Genomic DNA, 18,612 nt, shown 5'->3' with positions numbered 1-18,612 from the left:
AAACAACCCAGATTGTGCCACCGAACTGTGACAGCGGAAAGACCGTGGCATTGACCATACCTGAAAAGGCCATCCCTTTCATCCACGCCCAACGCTCTCACATACCTCTTACATGCTTTCACATGCGCTGAAGACACGCTCAAGCTATTGCTACAGCTGGGGGCAAAAAGTCAGGCGGCAAGGCCCGGATTGCCAGCCACGCCCACCAGCCGCGGCGTATTAGGCTTAACGGGTTTGATGACTTTTTTGGTCTTCAGATAGGTTTCCACCACATCCCAGACCGGGGGGCCTGCATTTTTGCTGGCTTCGGCGACCGGCGCCCACCCGGCTACCTTGTAGGTCTTGCCGGCTTCAATCAGCTTGCCGCCCAGGCGCATGTCCTGGATGCGCTCACCCATCTTCGCGCCGGGTTCGCAGGTGTAGGTGAGCCCACCCACGCGCACCATGTCACCGCCCTGCTGGTAATAGGGGTCGGGATTGAAGAGGTTATCGCCCACGTCTTCAAGGATGGTCTTGATCATGTCGCCACGCATGTCGGTCAGCGTGGTCCACGGGTAGCTGATGGCGGTCTGGTCCATCACGTGCTCACGCGTGATCGCCTGACCAGGCAGGAGCGACGTGCCCCAGCGGAAGCCGGGCGAAAACGCGATTTCAGCGCCGCGCACATTCATCAGGGCATCGAGGATGAGCTGGTCGAAGCTGCCATTAAAGTTGCCGCGGCGGTACAGCGTGCCCTCGGTCACTGCCAGTTTTTCGCCCAGTTTGGCGACGTAGGGCGCCCTCGCCTTACCGATCAGCTCATTCATGGCTACATCGGCGGGCAGCAGGTTGGCAAACACCGGCAGCAGGCGGTAATTGAAACCGGCGACTTTGCCGTCCTTGACATTGAGGTCGAGCACGCCGAGGAACTTGCCGTTGCTGCCGGCGTTAGTCACGATGGTCTGGCCGCCCGGGTTCTTGACGATCACCGGCATTGGCACGCCATCATGCGTATGCCCGCCCAGGATCGCGTCGATGCCGGTAACCCGCGAAGCCATCTTCAAATCCACGTCCATGCCGTTATGGCTGAGCAGCACCACGGCCTGCGCTCCCTTGGCGCGCGCCTCGTTCACGGTTTCCTGCATCTCGCTTTCGCGGATGCCGAAGCTCCAGTTCGGCGTGAGCCACGCCGGGTTGGCGATGGGCGTGTAAGGAAAGGCCTGGCCGACGATGGCAACCGGCACGCCGTTCATCTCCTTGATGACGTAAGGCTTGAACACAGGGTCGCCGAAATCGCTGGTCTTCACGTTCTGCGCGACGAAATCAATCTTGCCGGCAAAGTCCTGTTCGACGATTTTCTTGATGCGCTCTTCGCCATAGGTGAAGTCCCAGTGCCCGGTCATCAGGTCCACGCCCAGCAATTTGGCCGCGTCCACCATGTCCTGGCCTTGCGTCCAGAGCGACGTCGCGCTGCCCTGCCAGGTGTCACCGCCGTCAAGCAGCAAGGCGCCAGGGCGCCCTGCTTTCAACTGCTTCACCAGCGTAGCCAGATGGGCGAAACCGCCGACCTTGCCGTATTGGCGCGCGGCCTTCTCGAAGTTGAGGAAGGTCAGCGCATGCGCTTCGGGCGTGCCCGACTTCATGCTGGCGGCCTTGAGCAGGTGCTCGCCCACCAAATGGGGCGCCTGCCCGCGCATGGCACCTACGCCCAGGTTGACGGAAGGTTCGCGAAAGTAAATCGGCAGCAGCTGGGCATGGCAGTCGGTCATGTGCAGCAAATGCACATTGCCGGTGCGCGGCAACTCATACAGGTTGGCGGCTTGGGCGGCGCCGGCCTCACGAAGGGGAAAACCAGCAGCCAAAGCGGCTGCCATGACATTTGAAAATTCGCGGCGGGACAGATTCATGGCGTTGGTCATCCTGCCCGGCGCGCCAGGCATACATTCAGTTTGCTATCAATTCAGGAGCTGTTTGCGCCCGTATCTAAAGGGCGAAAGGTCAAAAATACGCTCAAGTTACTGGTTGACGGGAGATTTCGGGTCCAGCAGCAGTGCCATCACGTCGCGGATCTGCTGCTCGTTCAGGATGGACGCGTGGCCAAACCTGGGCATGTCAGAGCAAGCGTTATAAGCCTTGGCGTTCCACAGCTTGCCCCAGGTGTATTCCACAATGGGCTTGCTCTCGGCCGAGGCGGGATTGCTCACGCCGCGCAGCTTGCCGTAGTTGTAGAGGCTGGGGCCGATGGAACCAAAAGAGAGCTCGGTTTTGCTGATCTGGTGGCAGTTGTAGCAGCTGCCGCCGTTGGACTCTCCGGGTTTATCGGTCCAGGTCAGGCCGCGGCCGTTTTGCGCGATTTTTTCGCCTTCAGCCCAGCTGCCGAGGTATTTGCCGTCAGACGGCAGTTTGACGGTTTTCAGGTTGGCTTCTTCGATGGACTTGGCGAGCTTTTCGTCCAGTGGCTTGCCGGCGGCTTCTGAGCAGGCCTGGTTGGAAGCATCCAATTTGAGCCTGTCCATCTTGGCAATGCCTTGTTCGCTGAAAGAGCTTTTGAGCACCTGCTGGGTGGCTTCGTCCACCTGCTGGGCCGTCGGCGCGGTGGCGCAACTGGCCAGCAGCGCGGCCGTCAGGGCTATTCCAGCTATTGAAAGGGCCGCTTTGGCGTGTGTCTTGTTCGTCATCATGGTCATTTGTGAATCCTCAATGCTTAGCGCTTCAAGGCCGGCGCAATCGAAGCGCCGCCCTTGCTGTTGACACCCATGTACACACCCAGGGCAATGGTCGCGTCTGAGGCGTAACCCGGGAAGGGGAAGCGCTGCTGCCGGTAGCAGTCGTTCAACCGGCGCTGCATGCTCCACAAATCACCGCTAGAGACACGGTAAGCCGGCCACGATCCGAAGCCGATGCCGGCGCCTGGCTGCTTGGTGAGGTTGGGCAAGTCCTGCAGGCGCACGCGCTTGTTGTCTTCACCGTGGCACGATGCGCAAGAGAAGTCGTAGGGGCCGCCGCGAAGGTAGAACACCTTCTTGCCCACTTCGTACATCAGCTTTTCCTTGGCATGCGACTGGGGCACGTTGAAAGCCATGTCACGCGATTCGCCCGAGATATAAGCCACCAGCGATTCAATGGTTTTCTGCTCACCTGCACCGAAGCGGGTCTTGGCGATTTCTGCCGCGTTAAAACCCTGCAGCTGTTCCATACAGGTCAAAAGGCGCGACTCCAGGTCCTGCACGCGCTGCGTGTCGGCAAAAAACCGGGGCAGCTCGACAAAAGCGCCCTTCACCACGCCCGCGCCTTTGCCCAGGTCGCATTTTTCAAGAGACGCGCTTTTGGGGCCACGCGCCTGTTTCCAGAGAGCCTCGCCCCGGGCTTCGTAGAGCTCGGCTGGGTTGCCATCGGCCAGCATGGCGCGGTATTCGGCAATACCCTCTGCCGTGCTTTTTTGCGCCGCGGCAGGCAATGACAAGGTGGTTGCTGCAGCCAAAGCCGCCAGCCCGAACAGGCTCAATTTCATCGTGGACTCCTCAAATATCATCTTTATAGGGCAGCAAATGTGCCGCGGCGGGAAGCGGCCGAATCAGGCGACCGTAGCTTCGTCAGTCCGCTTGTCGCCGTGGTTGTCGACCCAGCTGACCGCGATTTTGTCGCCGGCCTTGCCGCCCTTGAAACTGAACTGCACAAATGGATTTTTTGACACGGCCGTGCCCCACTGGGCACTCATGACCGTCTTGCCGTTCCAGGTGGCCGAGATGTTCTGGATGAACCAGGCCGGTACGGTCTTTCCTGCGGCGTCTTTGCGCTGGCCGCTTTCCATTTCGTGGCTCACGAGCACACGCACGGTGGTTTTATCGCCCTGGGCCTGTGCCCGGATTCGCATCGGTTCTGACATTTTTTTCTCCTGATTTGAAAGATTGAGGTAGGGACCGGTATGCAGCGGAATTAACCGCCGCAGCCTCCGAGCGTGACCTTCACTTCCTTCACGGCATAAAAGTACTTGTCACCGGCCTTGGCGAGGGCGTAGACATTGGACGACTGGCCCATCTTGATGTTGGTCGACACATTGGCATCGGTACCGGCAGGAATATCGAACATGGCGGCCAGCGCGCTGGGATTTTTCTCGACGACGAGCGCAATCTGCGTCGTGTTGGCAATATTGCTCTGGGCGCCAACACGCACCACGTTGCCGTTTTCGGCGATTTCGGGCGCTTGCAGCAGCAGGTCCTTGCTCTCAACCGGCGCGCTCGTGGCGCCCATTGCCTTGGCCGCGTCGGCCAGCGTCTTGCTGTCAAAGGCCGCCTTGTTCCATCCTGGCGCATTCTGCGCGTGGGCCGGGGTCAAGCCTGAGGCGGCCGCCAGCACCAGCGCCGTGGCGCCAGAACTGCTTGCCAAAAAATCACGACGTTCCATGACTGAACTCCTTTTTATATAACTTGAAGATCTTAAAAACTGAACACGATTGGACACATAAGCTCAAAAAAGCGGGAGGGTATTTCTCCCAAGCATGCCTCAGAAAAACACTGCCTACCTCCTAGCCCCCTGCAATTGTCGCGCCCGCTACTTGGCCGCGCCCTGCACCAGCCATTGGGAAATCTGGGCTGACTCCGCCGCACTCAAAGCCTGCGGCGGCATGGGAATGGAACCCCAGGCGCCTTGTCCACCAGCCTTGATTTTGCCCGAGAGGTAAGCTGCGGCATCTGGGCGGTCCTTATATTTGTTCGCTATATCCTTGAACGACGGGCCTACCAGTTTGCTGTCCATGCCGTGGCAAGCCAGGCATGCATTTTTTTGCAGCAGCGGCATGACTGCCGCCACGCCTGTCGCCGCCGATTTTGCCGGACTGGCCGTTGGCGCCGTCACAGCCAATACTGATGTCGCTATCTTTTCAGGAGCTACTTGCGCGCGCAATGCTTGGGCTGGAGCACTATTTGACTGTAAATTCGAAGCCAAAGGCGGCTGCGTGGTGTCCGCCCCGCGGCTGGCGCCCACCAACCTGGACTGCTCGGCCAGATTGCCATGCGCGTTACGCGCGTAGTCCGGCAAAAAGCTTTTGACCACCACCTCAGGCTTGCAGTTCGACATGCAGCTGGAACCCTGCACGTCAGGTTTGGCCGCGCCGCCCAGCTCCTTGCCCGGCCACATTGCATGCGCTGTGGTCATGCCCTTGCGATTGGGCAGGCGGGCCTGCACCTCGCGGATATTGGCATCCGACAACGTGTAGTTCTCGGGCAGGACATTGCCCAGGTGCAGGATGTAGGCCGTCACGGCGTACACCTCATCGGCCGTCAGTGTCTTGGGCGCGTTCCAGGGCATCGCGCGGTTGATGTAGTCCCAGAGCGTCGACAGCGTGGGAACCTTCATCAGTGTGGTGCGGTTGGGCTGGTTGGCCCCGGGCATCAGGCCCTCGACGCGGCCGGTCTGGATATCCTGTGTGGTAGTGCCGCCGGCAATCGGCGTGAAGACCTCGGACGACTCGGCAAAGCTGCCATGGCACGAGGCGCATTGAGCCTCCCACAATACTTCACCCTGCCGAACCGAGCCCTGGCCTTTGGGCAAGCCCTTGAAATCGGGGCGAACGTCGATATCCCATGCCTTGATTTCGGCGGGCGTGGCGGTTCTGCCGACGCCTGCCAGCGCCGCCTGCCGTGCGGCCGGCTGCGCCTCTGCCAGGCCGGCACCCAGCATGCAAAGGCCTGCCAGGACGGCCGGAGAAATGCGGCGTAGCTCAAACCTGGACATTTTTCACCTCGCCGCTTTCTTCCAGCGACCACGACTGGACGGCGTTGTTGTGATAAATGCTGCGCGATGCGCGCACCTTGCGAAGGTCGTTATAGGTGGGCTGAACCTGGCCGGTTTCGTCAATGGCACGGCTCTGGAAGATCGCCGGCTTGCCGTCCCAGACAAAGTCAGCATTAAAACGCGTGAGGCATTTGGACAGCACAGGGCCTTCAAGCCGCGCGGGCGTCCAGTTCTTGCCACCGTCTACCGACACATCAACGCGCCGAATCTTGCCGCGCCCGCTCCAGGCCAGGCCTGTGAGGTTATGGAATCCTTTTTGCAGCAAAACCTGGCCGCCGCTGGGCGAGGTCACCACGCTTTTGACTTCCTGGATGCTGGTGTACTGGCGGTGCAGGCCGTCCGGCATCAAATCCACATAATGGATGGTTTCATCCTTGGCGCCATAGGGCATGTCGCCAACCTCGATGCGCCGCAGGTATTTGACCCAGCTCACGCCCTGCACGCCGGGGACGATGAGCCGCAGGGGGTAGCCGTTTTCGGGGCGCAACATTTCGCCGTTCTGGCCGTAAGCCACCAGCACTTCACCGCTCATCACCAGGCTCATCGGAATGGTGCGGGTCATGCCCGATCCGTCCGCACCCTCGGCCAGGATGAATTTGGCGCGCTTGAAGTCCGTGCCGGACAGCTCGAGCAAGGTGCGTAACGGCACGCCGGTGAACTCGCTGCAGCTGAGCATGCCGTGGGTGTACTGCACCGTCGGCACCGCCGCGTTGCCCCATTCCATGCCGGTATTGGCGCCACATTCGATGAAGTGCATGCGGCTGACGTTCGGCAGACGCATCAGCTCATCCATGCCGAAAACCATGGGGCGCTTAAGCATCGTGTCGTCGGATCCGTTGAGCATCAACCGGTGTTTCGACGGATCGATGTCCCACCAGCCCTGGTGGTGGCGCTCAAAGTGCAGGCCGCTGGGCGTGATGATGCCGAACAGGCCCTGCAAGGGGCAAAAGCTCACGCTGGCCTGCCCGATGCGCGTGAGACCCGGGCTTTCACGGCGCTGCAGGTTTTTCTCCCATTCACTGGGCAGGCCGTAGCCGCGCGCCGCCACCGGTTGGCCCAGACCCTTGCTGTGGGTGGGAAGGCTCAGGATATTGGCATCGCCTTCGGGGGTCGCTGCCCGAGCCTGGCCCATTGCCGCAACCCCGGCCGACGCAGCCGCAAATGCGCTGGCCAGAAAACCTCGGCGCCCGGCACGGACATCCGCTATTTGTTCCCTTGAGAGGAAATTCTCGGGGGCGCGCTGTATGAATCGGTTCAGCATAAAGAGGCGTTCTTCCGGCTCAGGCGTCGTGGGAGGTGGATCGGGGGGACAGGCTTTCTGCTGGCGGCAACCCGCCCGGCTCATCCAGCTCAATGGCAATCTGCGTGCAGACACTGCGGCACAGCGCAACGGCTTTTTCGCTCTGGACGCGATAGATCACCTGAGTGCCCTCTTTGCGCTTGGCCAACACGCCGGTGCGGTACAGCACGGCCAGATGCTGCGACAGGTTGGGCTGGGTGGTGTCAATCTCCGCCAGCAATTCATTGACGGACTTTTCACGTTCACACAGCGCACTCAGGACACGCAGGCGCATCGGTGTCGCAAGCACAGCGAAGAGCTCAGCCGCCAGCTCAAACACACGGCCTCTTTCAACTTGCGCACTGGTCTGAATCATTTCGTTCATAGCAATTATTCTTAATATAAGCGATTACTGATATTAAGCCTGAAATCGTGTCAATGGCCCCGTGAATACCCTCGGCGGGCAGCGCAAGCGCGTAAATATCACCAATCAAGCCTCCGAAGGCTAAAAAGGTGTTGCCTCCACGCACTTTCACGGGACGATGGAGGTGTAATAAAGCGTTGAAAGACCCCCCAGCGTGATATAAAACTTTTGTTACTTACGGGTTGTTACTCTGGGATTCTTAATAAACCCATACCTATGTTTTCAAAACAAAACTTTATCTCCAAAAGCTCAGGCCTCCTCCTTGCCGTCATGATGGTCTCCGCCGCGCACGCGGAAGTCGATGCGCTGGTCAGTGAGGCACGCACGCTGCTTGATCAGAGTCAGGCGCAGAAGGCGTTCGATCTGCTTGAGCCCCAGGAAACCGCACGCGCAGGCGATCCCGACTTCGACACCGTCCTCGGTATTGCCGCGAATGAAACCGGCCAGTTCACCCGGGCAGTGTTTGCACTGGAGCGCGTACTGGCCGTGCAGCCCAGCAATTCGCGGGCGCGCGCGGAACTTGGCCGGGCGCTCTTCTCTGTAGGAGACAACAAGGCCTCCCGGCAGGTATTGATGGAGACCAAGCAGGACAACATTCCGGCTGAAGCAGCCGCCACCATCGACCAGTTCCTGCAGGCGATAGACCGGACCGAAGAAGCCGCGCGTTCGTCCGTCAAACCGTTTCTGGAAGCCAGTATCGGGTATGACACCAACATCAACAGTGGGCCCGGCAACTCCAGTGTGGCGGTTCCAGCATTCGGCGGGCTGGTTTTCACGCTGGCACCTGCTGGCGTAGAAACAAAAGACGCGTTTGCCACTTTGGGCGGTGGCCTGTCAGCCCGTTACGTCGTTAATTCCCGCTGGTCACTGATCGGTAATGCCTATGGCAGCTCGCGTATCAACGCCAAATACAACGACTTCAATACAATGCAGGTCGACGTCAACGCTGGCGCCAGCTACCGGTACGAAAAGCATGAATTCACCGGTGTGGCCCAAGCCGGAACCTATGGCGTTTCGGGATCCCGGGCGCGTGACCAGCAAGGACTGGTCGGCGAGTGGACTTATCGTATCGACGGCTTTCGCCAGTGGAGCACTTACGTCCAGTGGGGCGAGCTGACCTACCCTGGCCAGTCGCTTCGTGACTCGGACCGTACCGTTGTAGGCGCGTCTTATGCCCATGCATTCCGCGACGGCCTCGTGGTATTTGCTGGGGGTTATACCGGACATGAAAAAGAGCGCGCCAGCAGAGTTCCGCACCTCGGGCACAAATTGTTTGGCATCCGCCTGGGCATGCAAAAACCGGTACGGGATGATCTGGCGTTTTTTGGCAGCCTGAATTATGAAGACCGCAAGTATGGCGGCTCCGATCCGCTGTTCCTCGTCACCCGGCAAGACAGGCAGTGGGGTTTGAATCTGGGACTTAACTGGATTCCCTTCAAACTGTGGCGTGTCACGCCCCAGCTGACCCTGACCTCGGTGAAATCCAATGTAGCCATATCCGACTACAACCGGAGCATGTTCTCAGTGACAGTGCGCCGCGACTTCTGAACCTGCAGCTTGACTGAAACGCCCGTATCAACCGCCTCATGAAAACCATCCGGGAACTTCACCTCAAACGCGCCGCCCTGTCGGTCGTGATTGCGGTAGCCTTTCCCGGGCAATCCTTCGCCGCGGGCTCGGCCGGCATTGCCCAGTTCATCGCCGGCGACGTCAACGTGTTGCGCGCAAATGGAAAGACCGAGGCCCTGGCCAAAGGCAAGCCGCTTGAAAGCGGCGAATCCATACTGACGGGCAATGCCGGTCGCGCCCAGGTGCGTTTTTCCGATGGCGGCCAGGTTTCGCTGCAGCCCAATACCGAGTTCAAGATTGCCAACTATGTCGACGAGGCCGACCCCAAGCGGGACCGTTTCCTGGTCGACCTGCTGCGCGGCAGCATGCGGGCCATCACCGGCCTGATCGGCAAGCGCAATCGCGAAAACTACAAAGTCATCACCACCACAGCCACCATAGGCATACGCGGCTCCGGCTTCAGCGTGGGATACAACCCCGACGGCTCACTGGGCATTACGACCGAGCTGGACGCCATCGAAGTCTGCAATGCCGGCGGCTGCGTGGGCCTGACAGCCGGCGAGTCGGTGCGGGTGATCAACAGCGCCGAAGTGCCTGTGCGTACCAATGTGCGGGCCAATGTGCCGACGCCGCCGCCCACCCAGGAGGCGGCCGTGGCGGGCAACCAAACCACATCCGAAGGCACGGCCGCCATTCTCCAGACCGCCACAACCCCCGTCAAACAAGTGTTCACCGACCTGGCCGCGGCAGTTGCATTCACCGACAGCTCGACGACCAACTCGGTAGTCGAAAGCTACTACCCTGAGGCCGGAACTGCCGTGCTGACCAGTTTCCTCAGCGGAAAACCAATCGACTTCGATAGCCTCGACAGCCGCGGCGTCCAGACGCAGTTCCGCAGCACGCCCAGCCTCACCGCGATGGAAAAAGGCGCGCTGGGCGCACCATCCGATCCCGACTTCGTCGGCTGGGGCAGTTGGGTGACGGGACAAAAGTTCGTGGCGGGCTCGCCCACTGCGATTGAATCCGTTCACTTTGTGATGGGCCGGCCGACGCCACTGGCCCAGATGCCGGCCGACAACATGCAGGGAACTTACCAGCTGGCCGGCGGCACCGCCATCTCCAGCACACTGGGCGCGGGCCAGCTCGTCAGCGGTTCGCTGACCGCCAACTTCGGCGCCTACAGCCCTGGCCAGGGCTACGGCAACCTCGACCTCACCACGCGCTTCGGCGGCAACGACTACAGCACCAGCGCTAACCTGGACATCAACAACTCGAAAATCACCAGCACTTCGGGCACAAATGTCACCGGCTTTTTCACCGGAAGCAATGCCAGCCGCGCTGCGCTGGTTTACAGCGCGCCCTCAGTGACCGGCCCAGGTCCCAGCGCCGGCCAGGTTTCCGGCGCGGCCGTTTTCCAGCAGATCAACCTCGTCGTAAGGCCGCCCCAGTGAGCAGGCCCACCACCTATAGCTCCCCATGCCTGCCAGTGCGCAAGATTCACCCGGAGAAATCACCATGACCTCGCATTACAAGCTCCAACATACCGTTCTGGCCATGGCGCTGGCCGCCATTTATCCGCTGCAGGCCTCAGCGGCAAATTCCGCGGGCGTAGCCCAGTTCATCGCTGGCGATGTCAACATCCGCCGCGCCGATGGTGGCACGGCACCTCTGACCAAAGGCAAGGATATCGAGAGCGGCCAGGCCATCGTGACGGGCAGCAGCGGCCGCGCCCAGGTCCGCTTCACCGATGGCGGTCTGGTTTCCTTGCAACCCAATACCGAATTCAAGGTAGCCAGTTACGTTGACAAGGCCGACCCCAAAGAAGACCGCTTCCTGGTGGACTTGTTGCGCGGCAGCATGCGGGCCATCACCGGCCTGATCGGCAAGCGCAACCGCGACAACTACAAGGTCACCACCACCACGGCAACCATCGGCATTCGCGGATCCGGCTTTACCGCGGGCTACAACCCCGACGGTTCGTTGAGTGTGACCACGGAACTGGATGCCATCGAGGTCTGTAATGCAGGCGGCTGCGTTGGCCTGACGGCAGGCGAATCCGTGCGTGTGATCAACAACACCAATCCTCCCACGCGCACCAATGTGCGGACGAGCATGCCAACACCGCCTGTCGAAACTGAGCGCGTTGTGGTTGAAAAAGTCAATGAAAAAGGCGCAGCGCTAATCGTCACTGATAAATCCGCGACATCGACTGGGACCGGCGAAACCGGCACTTTCACCGACATGACGGCCGTCGTCCACTACCACCTGCCGCCGGTCACCTCTGACCCGAATGGTTCTTTTACCGGCCCGATTGCCTCCCTGTCCGTCGTGCTGGATGCCGGCAAAGTCACCGAAGTCGAAGCCTCCGGCTTCACCTTCAAGCCCACCATCAACACGGCGGCGGGTTCGTTCGGCTCCGTCGCTACCAGCGACTTCATCGGCTGGGGCAACTGGGCCACCGGCACCAAGAACGGCGCCACCGCCCTCGCCCAGCTCCACTACATTGTGGGCCAGGCCACACCGGTGCTACCTACCACCGTAGGCGTCGCCAGCTACACCCTGATCGGCGGTTCGGCGCCTACCACCTACACCGGCACCAGCGGAACGCTGACCAGCGCCACCTTCTCAGTCAACTTTGACCCGGCCCAGGTGCTGGGCCCTCACCTTAACGTGAACATCGTCACCTCGTTCGGCACCGTGGGTGAGCTCGTTTATTTCTCCAGTTCGAGCTTTGCCGGCAGCCAGGTCAAGGGTATCTTTACAGGTCCGAATGCCAACCGCGCCGGCCTGATCTACACCGGTTCGATATCGCCGGCCGGCTCGTACTCCGGCACGGCGATCTTCCAGGCGCCCTGAACGCCCAGCCTACGCCGCCACCGCGGGCCGGAGGTAAAAATCCATTTCGCGCCGCGTAGCTTCGGGGCCATGCACGGCAAGCGCCTGCAGCCTCCCCGCCTCGCCTATGCGCCGGCACAAGCCGGGGTCGGCCGCCAGGCGCATCACCGCGTCGTAAGCCTCTTCCTGCGATTCGATGAGCAAGCCCGACACCCCGGCCTCCAGCACCTCGGCATAACCACCGCGCACATGCGCCACCACCGGCAGGCCGGCCGCCATGGCCTCCACCACGACCCGACCGTAGGCTTCCGTGGAAGCGCCGGTGCGGTAGAAGAACGCATCGAGCGAGCCGTAAAAATCGGCCGCGCTTTCAACGCCGGCCGGCAGCAACTCAACCCCCTCCACACCTTGCAGCGCAGCCGCTAGGCAGGTGCCGCCCATGATGCGCACCCGCAGGCCGCGGCTAGCCAGCAGGCGGTACAGCGCCGGGTCTTCCGGGTGGTGCTTGTCCGGCGCGTCGCGACTGACGCGGCCCACGGTGAAAGGCCGGCCCGCGGCTTGTGTGAAGCGTTCATCCGCCACCGCGAGGAAGGGCTGCAGGTCCATCAGGCTGCGCGCGATGCGGCCGGGCAAGCCCACGCTGAACTGCAGCATCTTCGAGACGAACACCAGTTCCGGGTCAACGCCGGTGCTGTCACGTAGGGCTTCAATCGCGCCGAACAGCTGGCCATGGTTGGCCAGGTTGTAAAAGAGGATGACCTGCTCGAACCTGGCGTACTTCAGCCAGATGCCGGGCCGCAGGTGCACACCGGCGATCAGCAGGGTGCCGCCCTTGGGGAATTGCTGCGCAAAGGGCTGAATGGTCGCGATGCCCTGCCCCGCATAGCTGGGATGCGGCGGCACATCGGACCAGAGCTTCACCGGCCGCCGGCCTTCCAGCAGGCGCCGTATGTCCAGCAGTTCGCGTTCCGCGCCGGTAAAGGCCTCGCTGAAACGCCCGAGCAGGTGCAAGGTGGAAGGCTGTACGGAGGGAGCATTCATGCTGCGCCGATTATCCCTGTGATACGCGCCGCTGCCACATAATCCGGGGCTATGCACAACATCCCGAGTGCTCCCGAAGACGGCCAAGGCTGGATGCTGCGCGGCGCCCAGCTGCATGCCGAGCGCCGGCTCGAGCAGGCCCTGATTGCCTTTGAGCAGGCCCTGGCGCTGGCGCCCGGCGACGTCAACGCCGCCTCGGCCTGCGCCACCCTGCTTTCCGCGCTCTCCAGGCCGGTAGCGGCGTACAAGGTGCTGTTGTCGGTAGAAGCCTTGTTGCTGGAATCAGCCGACGGCGCGGCCAACCTGGCCATCGCGGCCGAAAGCTGCGGTGACCTGGCCCGCGCCGGCATGGCCTACCAGCGCGCACTGACCTTGGACCCCCACCACGCCCGCGCCCTCAACAACGTCGGGCTGATGGCCGCGGCGCAGGGCCGGTGGGAGTCCGCGCTGGAGTGCGCCCGCAAATGTCTGGCGCAGGACCCGGGCCACGCGCCTTATCACGTCAACCTCAGCGACTACCTTTGCGGCGCCAGGCGCTATGCCGAAGCGCTTGCCGTGCTTGAAGCGGCGGCCCTGCGCTTCCCGGACGACCTCGACATCCGCATACGCGGCGCGGCCGTGCTGGCCTTTAACGGTGACTTCGAAAAATCCCGCGAAGCCAGCCTGCGCTTCGACCCCGCCACGCTGAGCTACTTCCGCGAATTCCTGGGTCGCGCCATCGCGCCGGCCTACCTCGACCACAAGCTGCGCCTGCAGCAAGGCGAGCTGCCCGACGCCCGGCAGCTTTATTGCGGCCAGGCCTTCGAGGCCATGACGGTTTGCGACTGGCGGGACAACGAACGGCTCACGGCCACGCTGCGGCAGGCGCTCGATGAAGCCCTGCACACCGGCCAGCGCCGCGACTGGCGCGACGCCCAGTTCTACGGGCTCATGCTGGACATGGACGAAGACGAGCTTGCGCAGATGCGCCGTGTCTCAGTGGCCAAGATCAGCGACGACCTGAAAGCAGCCTTACCTCCCTTCGCGCGACGCGCCACGCCGGTGGGCCGGCGCGACGAACGCATCCAGATCGGCATGGCCGTGCAAAGCCTGCGCGACGAACGCCACGCCCATGCACTCAAACGCCAGCTCGCGCTGCACGACGGCGGCCGCTTTGCGATCCACATCTATTCACCCACGCGGCATCCCGAACTCGAGCACGGCGAAATGCTCAAGCCGCATGCCGCCAGCGTCACCGAGATCGCCCACATGTCGGACGCGGAAGCCGCCGGCCGCATGCGCCTGGACCACTTGGACGTGTTTGTCGACATGACCTTCGACACCGCTTGGTGCCGGCCTGAAATACCCGAGTTGCGCGTCGCGCCGGTGCAGATTCGCCAGCTCACCTGGCACCGCCACAACCCGCCGCGGCCTTGCGACTACAACATGTCCGACCGCTTTGTACACCCCGACGGGCTGGACCTTGCGCCCTATGGCGCAGTTGTCCGCCTGCCGCACACCTGCTGGCTGGCAACGCACGACGAAACGCCCGAAGATGGCTGGGACAGCCGCGAGCAAGCCGGCCTGCCGGCCAATACCCTGGTGCTGTGCTCGGTGGTGCCCTCAGTGATGCTGGACCCGGAGAGCTTCGCCGCCTGGATGAAGATCCTGCGCTCGCTGCCCGACGCAGTGCTTTGGCTGCCGGCGTACAGCCCGCCTATTGCCGCCAACCTGGTACGCGAAGCCAACGCCGCAGGCGTCCACGAAAGCCGCCTGCTGTTTGCCCACCGCCTTTCACGCGCCCAGTTGCTGGCCTGCATGAAGCATGCGGACCTGTTCCTCGACACCCTGCGCTTTAACGCCAACCAGGGCCTGGAAGACGCCTTGCGCCTGGGCGTTCCGGCCATCACCTGTTCGGGCGACAGCATGGCCTCGCGCCTGGGCGGCAGCATGCTCCGGGCGGCAGGGTTGCCGCAATGCGTGACACAAAGCCCGGCTGCTTATGTGGCGGAGGCTGCGCGCCTGGGGCGCAACCCGCAAGCACTGCAGCAACTGAGGCAACACGTGCTGGCCGAAAAAGCCAGCGCGCCGCTGTTTGACCTGGCGGCACGTGTGCGGGAATGGGAAGCGGCATGGGCCACGATGGCTGAGCGTACTCGCGCAGGGCTGGCGCCTGCGGCCTTTGACGTGCCCTCATTTGCCGGTAAATTGAACCCGTAGGGCTATCAATTCAGGAGCTATAAGCCAAGGCGGCGCCTTGGCTTTAGGCACTTTTTATGCCGAAACCCTCACCCCAGCCCTCTCCCAGAGGGAGAGGGAGCAAGAGTTCTTATATATGGCACAGAATGTTTTTTCTCCCTCTCCCTCTGGGAGAGGGCTGGGGTGAGGGCCGGCAGCGCCCGCATAGCCCGCCATTCCATTCGCAAGCTCAAACCGGTGCACGGTCAGGTCACCTCAGGCCGCGCCTGGCACTGTCGGCAGCGCACACACCTCACCCGTAGGCTGCAAGCCGGCCTGCGCCTTGGCTTCGGCGATGCCCACAGCACGCGGCAAAGCCACCTTGTTCTTCACCGCCGTCAGTTCAGCCAGGATGGAAATCGCAATCTCGGACGGCGTCTTGCTGCCGATATAAAGCCCGATCGGGCCGTGCAGCTTGCTCAGCTCTTCAGGCGTCATGTCGAAGTGCTCCGCCAGCCGTTCGCGGCGGCGCTGGTTGTTCAGGCGGGAGCCGATGGCCCCCACATAAAACGCCTCAGAGCGCAAAGCCTCCATCAACGCCAGGTCGTCGAGCTTGGGATCGTGCGTGAGCGCAATCACCGCGCAGCGGGTGTCCAGCTTCATGGCCTGCACCACGTCGTCGGGCATGCCGGTGGCCAGCTCCACGCCATCGACCTGCCAGCTGTCACGGTATTCCTCACGCGGGTCGCACACCGTCACGGCGTAATCCATGCCTTGGGCAATCTGCGCCACAAAGCGCGACAGCTGCCCGGCCCCAATGATCAACAAGCGCCAGCGCGGGCCATGCAAGGTAACCAACGCTGCCTCTGACACCTGCATGCCCTGGCTCGGCTGCGCCGCGCTCAGCGTGACGGCGCCCGTATGCAGATCAAGCCGGCGCGCCACCAGCTCGCCAGCCTGCAGGCGCTGCAGCAGTTCATCGATGCGGCTGTCCTTCGTCAAAGGCTCAATGGCCAGCTCGATGGTGCCGCCGCAAGGCAGGCCAAAGCGACGTGCCTCGTCGGCTGAAACGCCATAAGTGACGATGGCCGGTTGCGCCTGGTTCAGGCCCTCGCGGCGTGCCCGGTCAATCATGTCGTCTTCAATGCAGCCGCCCGACACCGAGCCCACGACCCGGCCGTCTTCGCAGATGGCGAGCATGGAGCCCTCAGGCCGCGGGCTGGAGCCCCAGGTTTTAAGCACAGTGACCAGCTCGCAGCGCAGGCCCGCAGCCAGCCACTGCGATGAGGTCTTCAGAACTTCCAAGTCTATGTTGTCCATGCGCCAGATGCTAGCAGTCCATGGCCATTCCCGCCTCAGTCCCGGCGCCAACCCTTTGCAGCATCAGGCTTTGGCCAGGTTGTCATTCAAGGGCAGCGTACGCACCCGCTTGCCGGTGGCGGCAAACACCGCATTGGCCACTGCGGGCGCCACCAGCGCCGTGGCCGGCTCGCCAATCCCGCCGGGCTTCTCGGTGCTCGGCACCAGCGTGATGTCCATCACCGGCGATTCATGCATGCGCAGCACCGGGTAGTCGCCAAAATTGGTTTGCTGCACCCGGCCTTTGTCCAGCGTGATCTGGTTGTTCAATGCGGCTGAAAGGCCAAACACAATGCTTGACTGGATCTGCGCCTGCACCGTGTCGGGGTTCACCATGCGGCCAAGGTCAGCCACCGTCGTGATCTTGTGCACCGTGACCTGGTTGTCCTTCACCGACACCTCGGCCACCTGTGCCATGTAGGTGTCGTAGCCCTCCATCAGCGCGATGCCGCGGCTGCGGCCTGCCGGCGGCGGCGTGCCCCAGCCGGCCTTGTCGGCCGCCATCTTCAGCACATTGGCAAAGCGCGGCTGCTTCTCAAGCAGCGACATCCGGTAGGCATACGGGTCCTTGCCAGCGGCCAGCGCCATCTCATCGACAAAGCTCTCGTTGGCAAAGGCATTGAGCGCATGGCTCACCGAGCGCCAGTAGCCTACGCGCAGCCCGCTGTCATGAATCACCAGGTCGTACTGCGAGTTCGGGATGTCGTATGGCATCACCCCGGCTTCGGCCATGAAAGGGTCCAGCGTGTCCTTGGGCAGGCCAAAGGCGCGCTGCGTGATCGACTGCGAGGTCACCTTGAAGTTAAGCGCCACCGGCTTGCCGTCGGCACCCAGCCCGGCCGAGAGCTGGTTGACCGCCATGGGCCGGTAGAAGTCGTGCGTGGTATCGTCCTCGCGGCTCCAGATCAGCTTGACCGGCTTGCCCACGGCCTTGGAGATTTGGGCCGCCTGCACGATGAAGTCCAGCTCCAGCCGCCGGCCAAAGCCGCCGCCCAGAAAAGTGGTTTTCAGCGTGATGTCTTCAGGCTTGAGGCCCAGCGCCGCCGCCACACTACCCTCTGCACCCTGCTGAAATTGCGTAGGGCCTATCAGCAGTATCTTGCCGTTCTTGTAGTCGGCCGTAAAGTTCATCGGCTCCAGCGTGGCGTGCGCCAGCAGCGGCGACACGTACTCGGCCTTCAATGTTTTGGCCGCGCCCTTCATCGCGCCGGTGGCATCGCCCTTGGCCGGCACGATGGCGATCACTTTGCCACTGTCGGCCGCCTTGCGGATGCCGTCCAGCATGCTGGCATTGCTGATGGCCGCGACCGGGCCTTCGTCCCACTGCACCGTCAGCGCCTGCCGCGCCTTGTAGGCATGCCAGTAGCTGTCGGCCACCACGGCCACGCCGTCGGGAATCTGCACCACGTCAATCACACCCGGCATGGCTTTGGCCTTGGCCGCATCGAAGCTGGTGACTTTGCCGCCAATCACCGGGCATTGCTGCAGGCTGGCGTAAACCATGCCCGGCAGCTTCACGTCAATGCCGAACTCGGCCGTGCCGTTGACCTTCATCGGCGTGTCCAGCCGCTTGGTGGGTTTGCCGATCACGGTGAAATCTTTCGGGTCTTTCAGCGCCACTTTTTCCGGCACCGGCAGCTTGGAAGCCGCTTCGGCCAATGAACCGTAAGTCGCCTTCTTGCCGTTCGGCCCGATGACCATGCCGTTCTCGGCCTTGAGCTTCGAGGCATCCACATTCCATTTGGCCGCCGCCGCAGAGACCAGCATGGTCCGCACCTGTGCGCCCGCGATGCGCAGTTTCTCCCAGCCGTCACGCACCGAGGTCGAGCCGCCCGTGATCTGCGCACCCAGCAGCGCGTTGGTATAGACCTTGCCCGGAGGCGCAATCGCCACCTTGATCTTGCGCAAATCCACATTCAGCTCTTCGGCAATCAACATTGGCATCGAGGTGTACACGCCCTGCCCCATCTCTGAACGCGCCGACAGCAGCGTGATGGTGTTGTCGTCAGCGATGTGCACCCAGGCATTGGGCGTGTAGAGCGTGCCCGCCGCCTGCGCGGCCGAAGGCACACCCAGCGAGACGCCCAGCATCAGCCCGCCGCCGGCAACCGTCAGAGCAGACGATGTCTTAAGGAAAGTACGACGATTGGGAGAAACCAGTGAAGTGATAGTCATG

At 62.3% G+C, this 18,612-nt stretch carries 15 protein-coding genes; 4 read left to right on the top strand and 11 right to left on the bottom strand.

The window, feature by feature from the left end; genetic code table 11:
• Positions 1-170 precede the first annotated feature (170 nt).
• The 8 genes from soxB to ACQ4MS_RS18535 all read right to left on the bottom strand — a co-directional run bounded on the left by soxB (position 171) and on the right by ACQ4MS_RS18535 (position 7,436).
• On the bottom strand, positions 171-1,886 hold the full coding sequence (soxB, locus tag ACQ4MS_RS18570; protein ID WP_431096102.1) for a thiosulfohydrolase SoxB: 1,716 nt from the start codon (positions 1,884-1,886) through the stop codon (positions 171-173).
• Positions 1,887-1,994: 108 nt separating this feature from the next.
• Positions 1,995-2,657, bottom strand: a complete 663-nt coding sequence (soxX, locus tag ACQ4MS_RS18565; protein ID WP_431099621.1) for a sulfur oxidation c-type cytochrome SoxX — start codon at positions 2,655-2,657, stop codon at positions 1,995-1,997.
• A 26-nt stretch (positions 2,658-2,683) separates the two neighbouring features.
• Positions 2,684-3,490 (bottom strand): sulfur oxidation c-type cytochrome SoxA, encoded by an 807-nt coding sequence (gene soxA / locus ACQ4MS_RS18560; protein ID WP_431096101.1) that lies wholly within the window; start codon positions 3,488-3,490, stop codon positions 2,684-2,686.
• Positions 3,491-3,553: 63 nt separating this feature from the next.
• Positions 3,554-3,865, bottom strand: coding sequence for a thiosulfate oxidation carrier complex protein SoxZ (soxZ, locus tag ACQ4MS_RS18555; RefSeq protein WP_431096100.1), 312 nt, complete (start codon positions 3,863-3,865; stop codon positions 3,554-3,556).
• Between the two features lie 50 nt (positions 3,866-3,915).
• A complete protein-coding gene (gene soxY, locus ACQ4MS_RS18550) occupies positions 3,916-4,383 on the bottom strand; it encodes a thiosulfate oxidation carrier protein SoxY (protein WP_431096098.1) in 468 nt (155 codons plus the stop codon).
• Between the two features lie 147 nt (positions 4,384-4,530).
• Positions 4,531-5,712, bottom strand: coding sequence for a c-type cytochrome (locus ACQ4MS_RS18545; RefSeq protein ID WP_431096096.1), 1,182 nt, complete (start codon positions 5,710-5,712; stop codon positions 4,531-4,533).
• Positions 5,699-7,033 carry a sulfite dehydrogenase gene (soxC, locus tag ACQ4MS_RS18540; protein WP_431096094.1) on the bottom strand — a complete coding sequence of 445 codons (1,335 nt, stop codon included), beginning with the start codon at positions 7,031-7,033 and terminating at the stop codon, positions 5,699-5,701. Before soxC ends, ACQ4MS_RS18545 begins: the two co-directional genes overlap by 14 nt.
• Positions 7,034-7,052: 19 nt before the next feature.
• The gene (locus tag ACQ4MS_RS18535; protein ID WP_431096092.1) at positions 7,053-7,436 is read right to left on the bottom strand and encodes an ArsR/SmtB family transcription factor; all 384 of its coding nucleotides are present in this window, start codon (positions 7,434-7,436) and stop codon (positions 7,053-7,055) included.
• A gap of 309 nt (positions 7,437-7,745) precedes the next feature.
• Here ACQ4MS_RS18535 and ACQ4MS_RS18530 point away from each other — a divergent pair, with 309 nt between their 5' ends.
• From ACQ4MS_RS18530 to ACQ4MS_RS18520, 3 genes are all read left to right on the top strand, one after another.
• Positions 7,746-9,023 carry a surface lipoprotein assembly modifier gene (locus ACQ4MS_RS18530; protein ID WP_431096090.1) on the top strand — a complete coding sequence of 426 codons (1,278 nt, stop codon included), beginning with the start codon at positions 7,746-7,748 and terminating at the stop codon, positions 9,021-9,023.
• 38 nt (positions 9,024-9,061) lie between these two features.
• Positions 9,062-10,495, top strand: coding sequence for a FecR family protein (locus ACQ4MS_RS18525; protein ID WP_431096088.1), 1,434 nt, complete (start codon positions 9,062-9,064; stop codon positions 10,493-10,495).
• 64 nt (positions 10,496-10,559) lie between these two features.
• Positions 10,560-11,900 carry a FecR family protein gene (locus ACQ4MS_RS18520; protein WP_431096087.1) on the top strand — a complete coding sequence of 447 codons (1,341 nt, stop codon included), beginning with the start codon at positions 10,560-10,562 and terminating at the stop codon, positions 11,898-11,900.
• Between the two features lie 9 nt (positions 11,901-11,909).
• On the opposite strand, the gene ACQ4MS_RS18515 is transcribed toward ACQ4MS_RS18520, so the two are convergent.
• A complete protein-coding gene (locus tag ACQ4MS_RS18515) occupies positions 11,910-12,920 on the bottom strand; it encodes a glycosyltransferase (protein WP_431096085.1) in 1,011 nt (336 codons plus the stop codon).
• A gap of 51 nt (positions 12,921-12,971) precedes the next feature.
• On the opposite strand from ACQ4MS_RS18515, the gene ACQ4MS_RS18510 reads away from it, so the two are divergent.
• The gene (locus ACQ4MS_RS18510; protein WP_431096083.1) at positions 12,972-15,119 is read left to right on the top strand and encodes a tetratricopeptide repeat protein; all 2,148 of its coding nucleotides are present in this window, start codon (positions 12,972-12,974) and stop codon (positions 15,117-15,119) included.
• A 234-nt stretch (positions 15,120-15,353) separates the two neighbouring features.
• Here ACQ4MS_RS18510 and ACQ4MS_RS18505 read toward each other — a convergent pair whose 3' ends face one another.
• The gene (locus tag ACQ4MS_RS18505; RefSeq protein ID WP_431096081.1) at positions 15,354-16,397 is read right to left on the bottom strand and encodes an XdhC family protein; all 1,044 of its coding nucleotides are present in this window, start codon (positions 16,395-16,397) and stop codon (positions 15,354-15,356) included.
• 63 nt (positions 16,398-16,460) lie between these two features.
• Complete coding sequence (locus tag ACQ4MS_RS18500; RefSeq protein WP_431096080.1) at positions 16,461-18,611, bottom strand: molybdopterin cofactor-binding domain-containing protein; 2,151 nt, start codon at positions 18,609-18,611, stop codon at positions 16,461-16,463.
• Position 18,612: the final 1 nt, after the last annotated feature.

It is taken from the genome of Polaromonas aquatica, from assembly GCF_050626995.1.
GTDB classification, from domain to species: Bacteria; Pseudomonadota; Gammaproteobacteria; order Burkholderiales; family Burkholderiaceae_C; genus Polaromonas; species Polaromonas aquatica_A.
The sequence above is the reverse complement of the archived record's forward strand: the minus strand, read 5'-3'. Positions and strand labels throughout refer to the sequence as shown.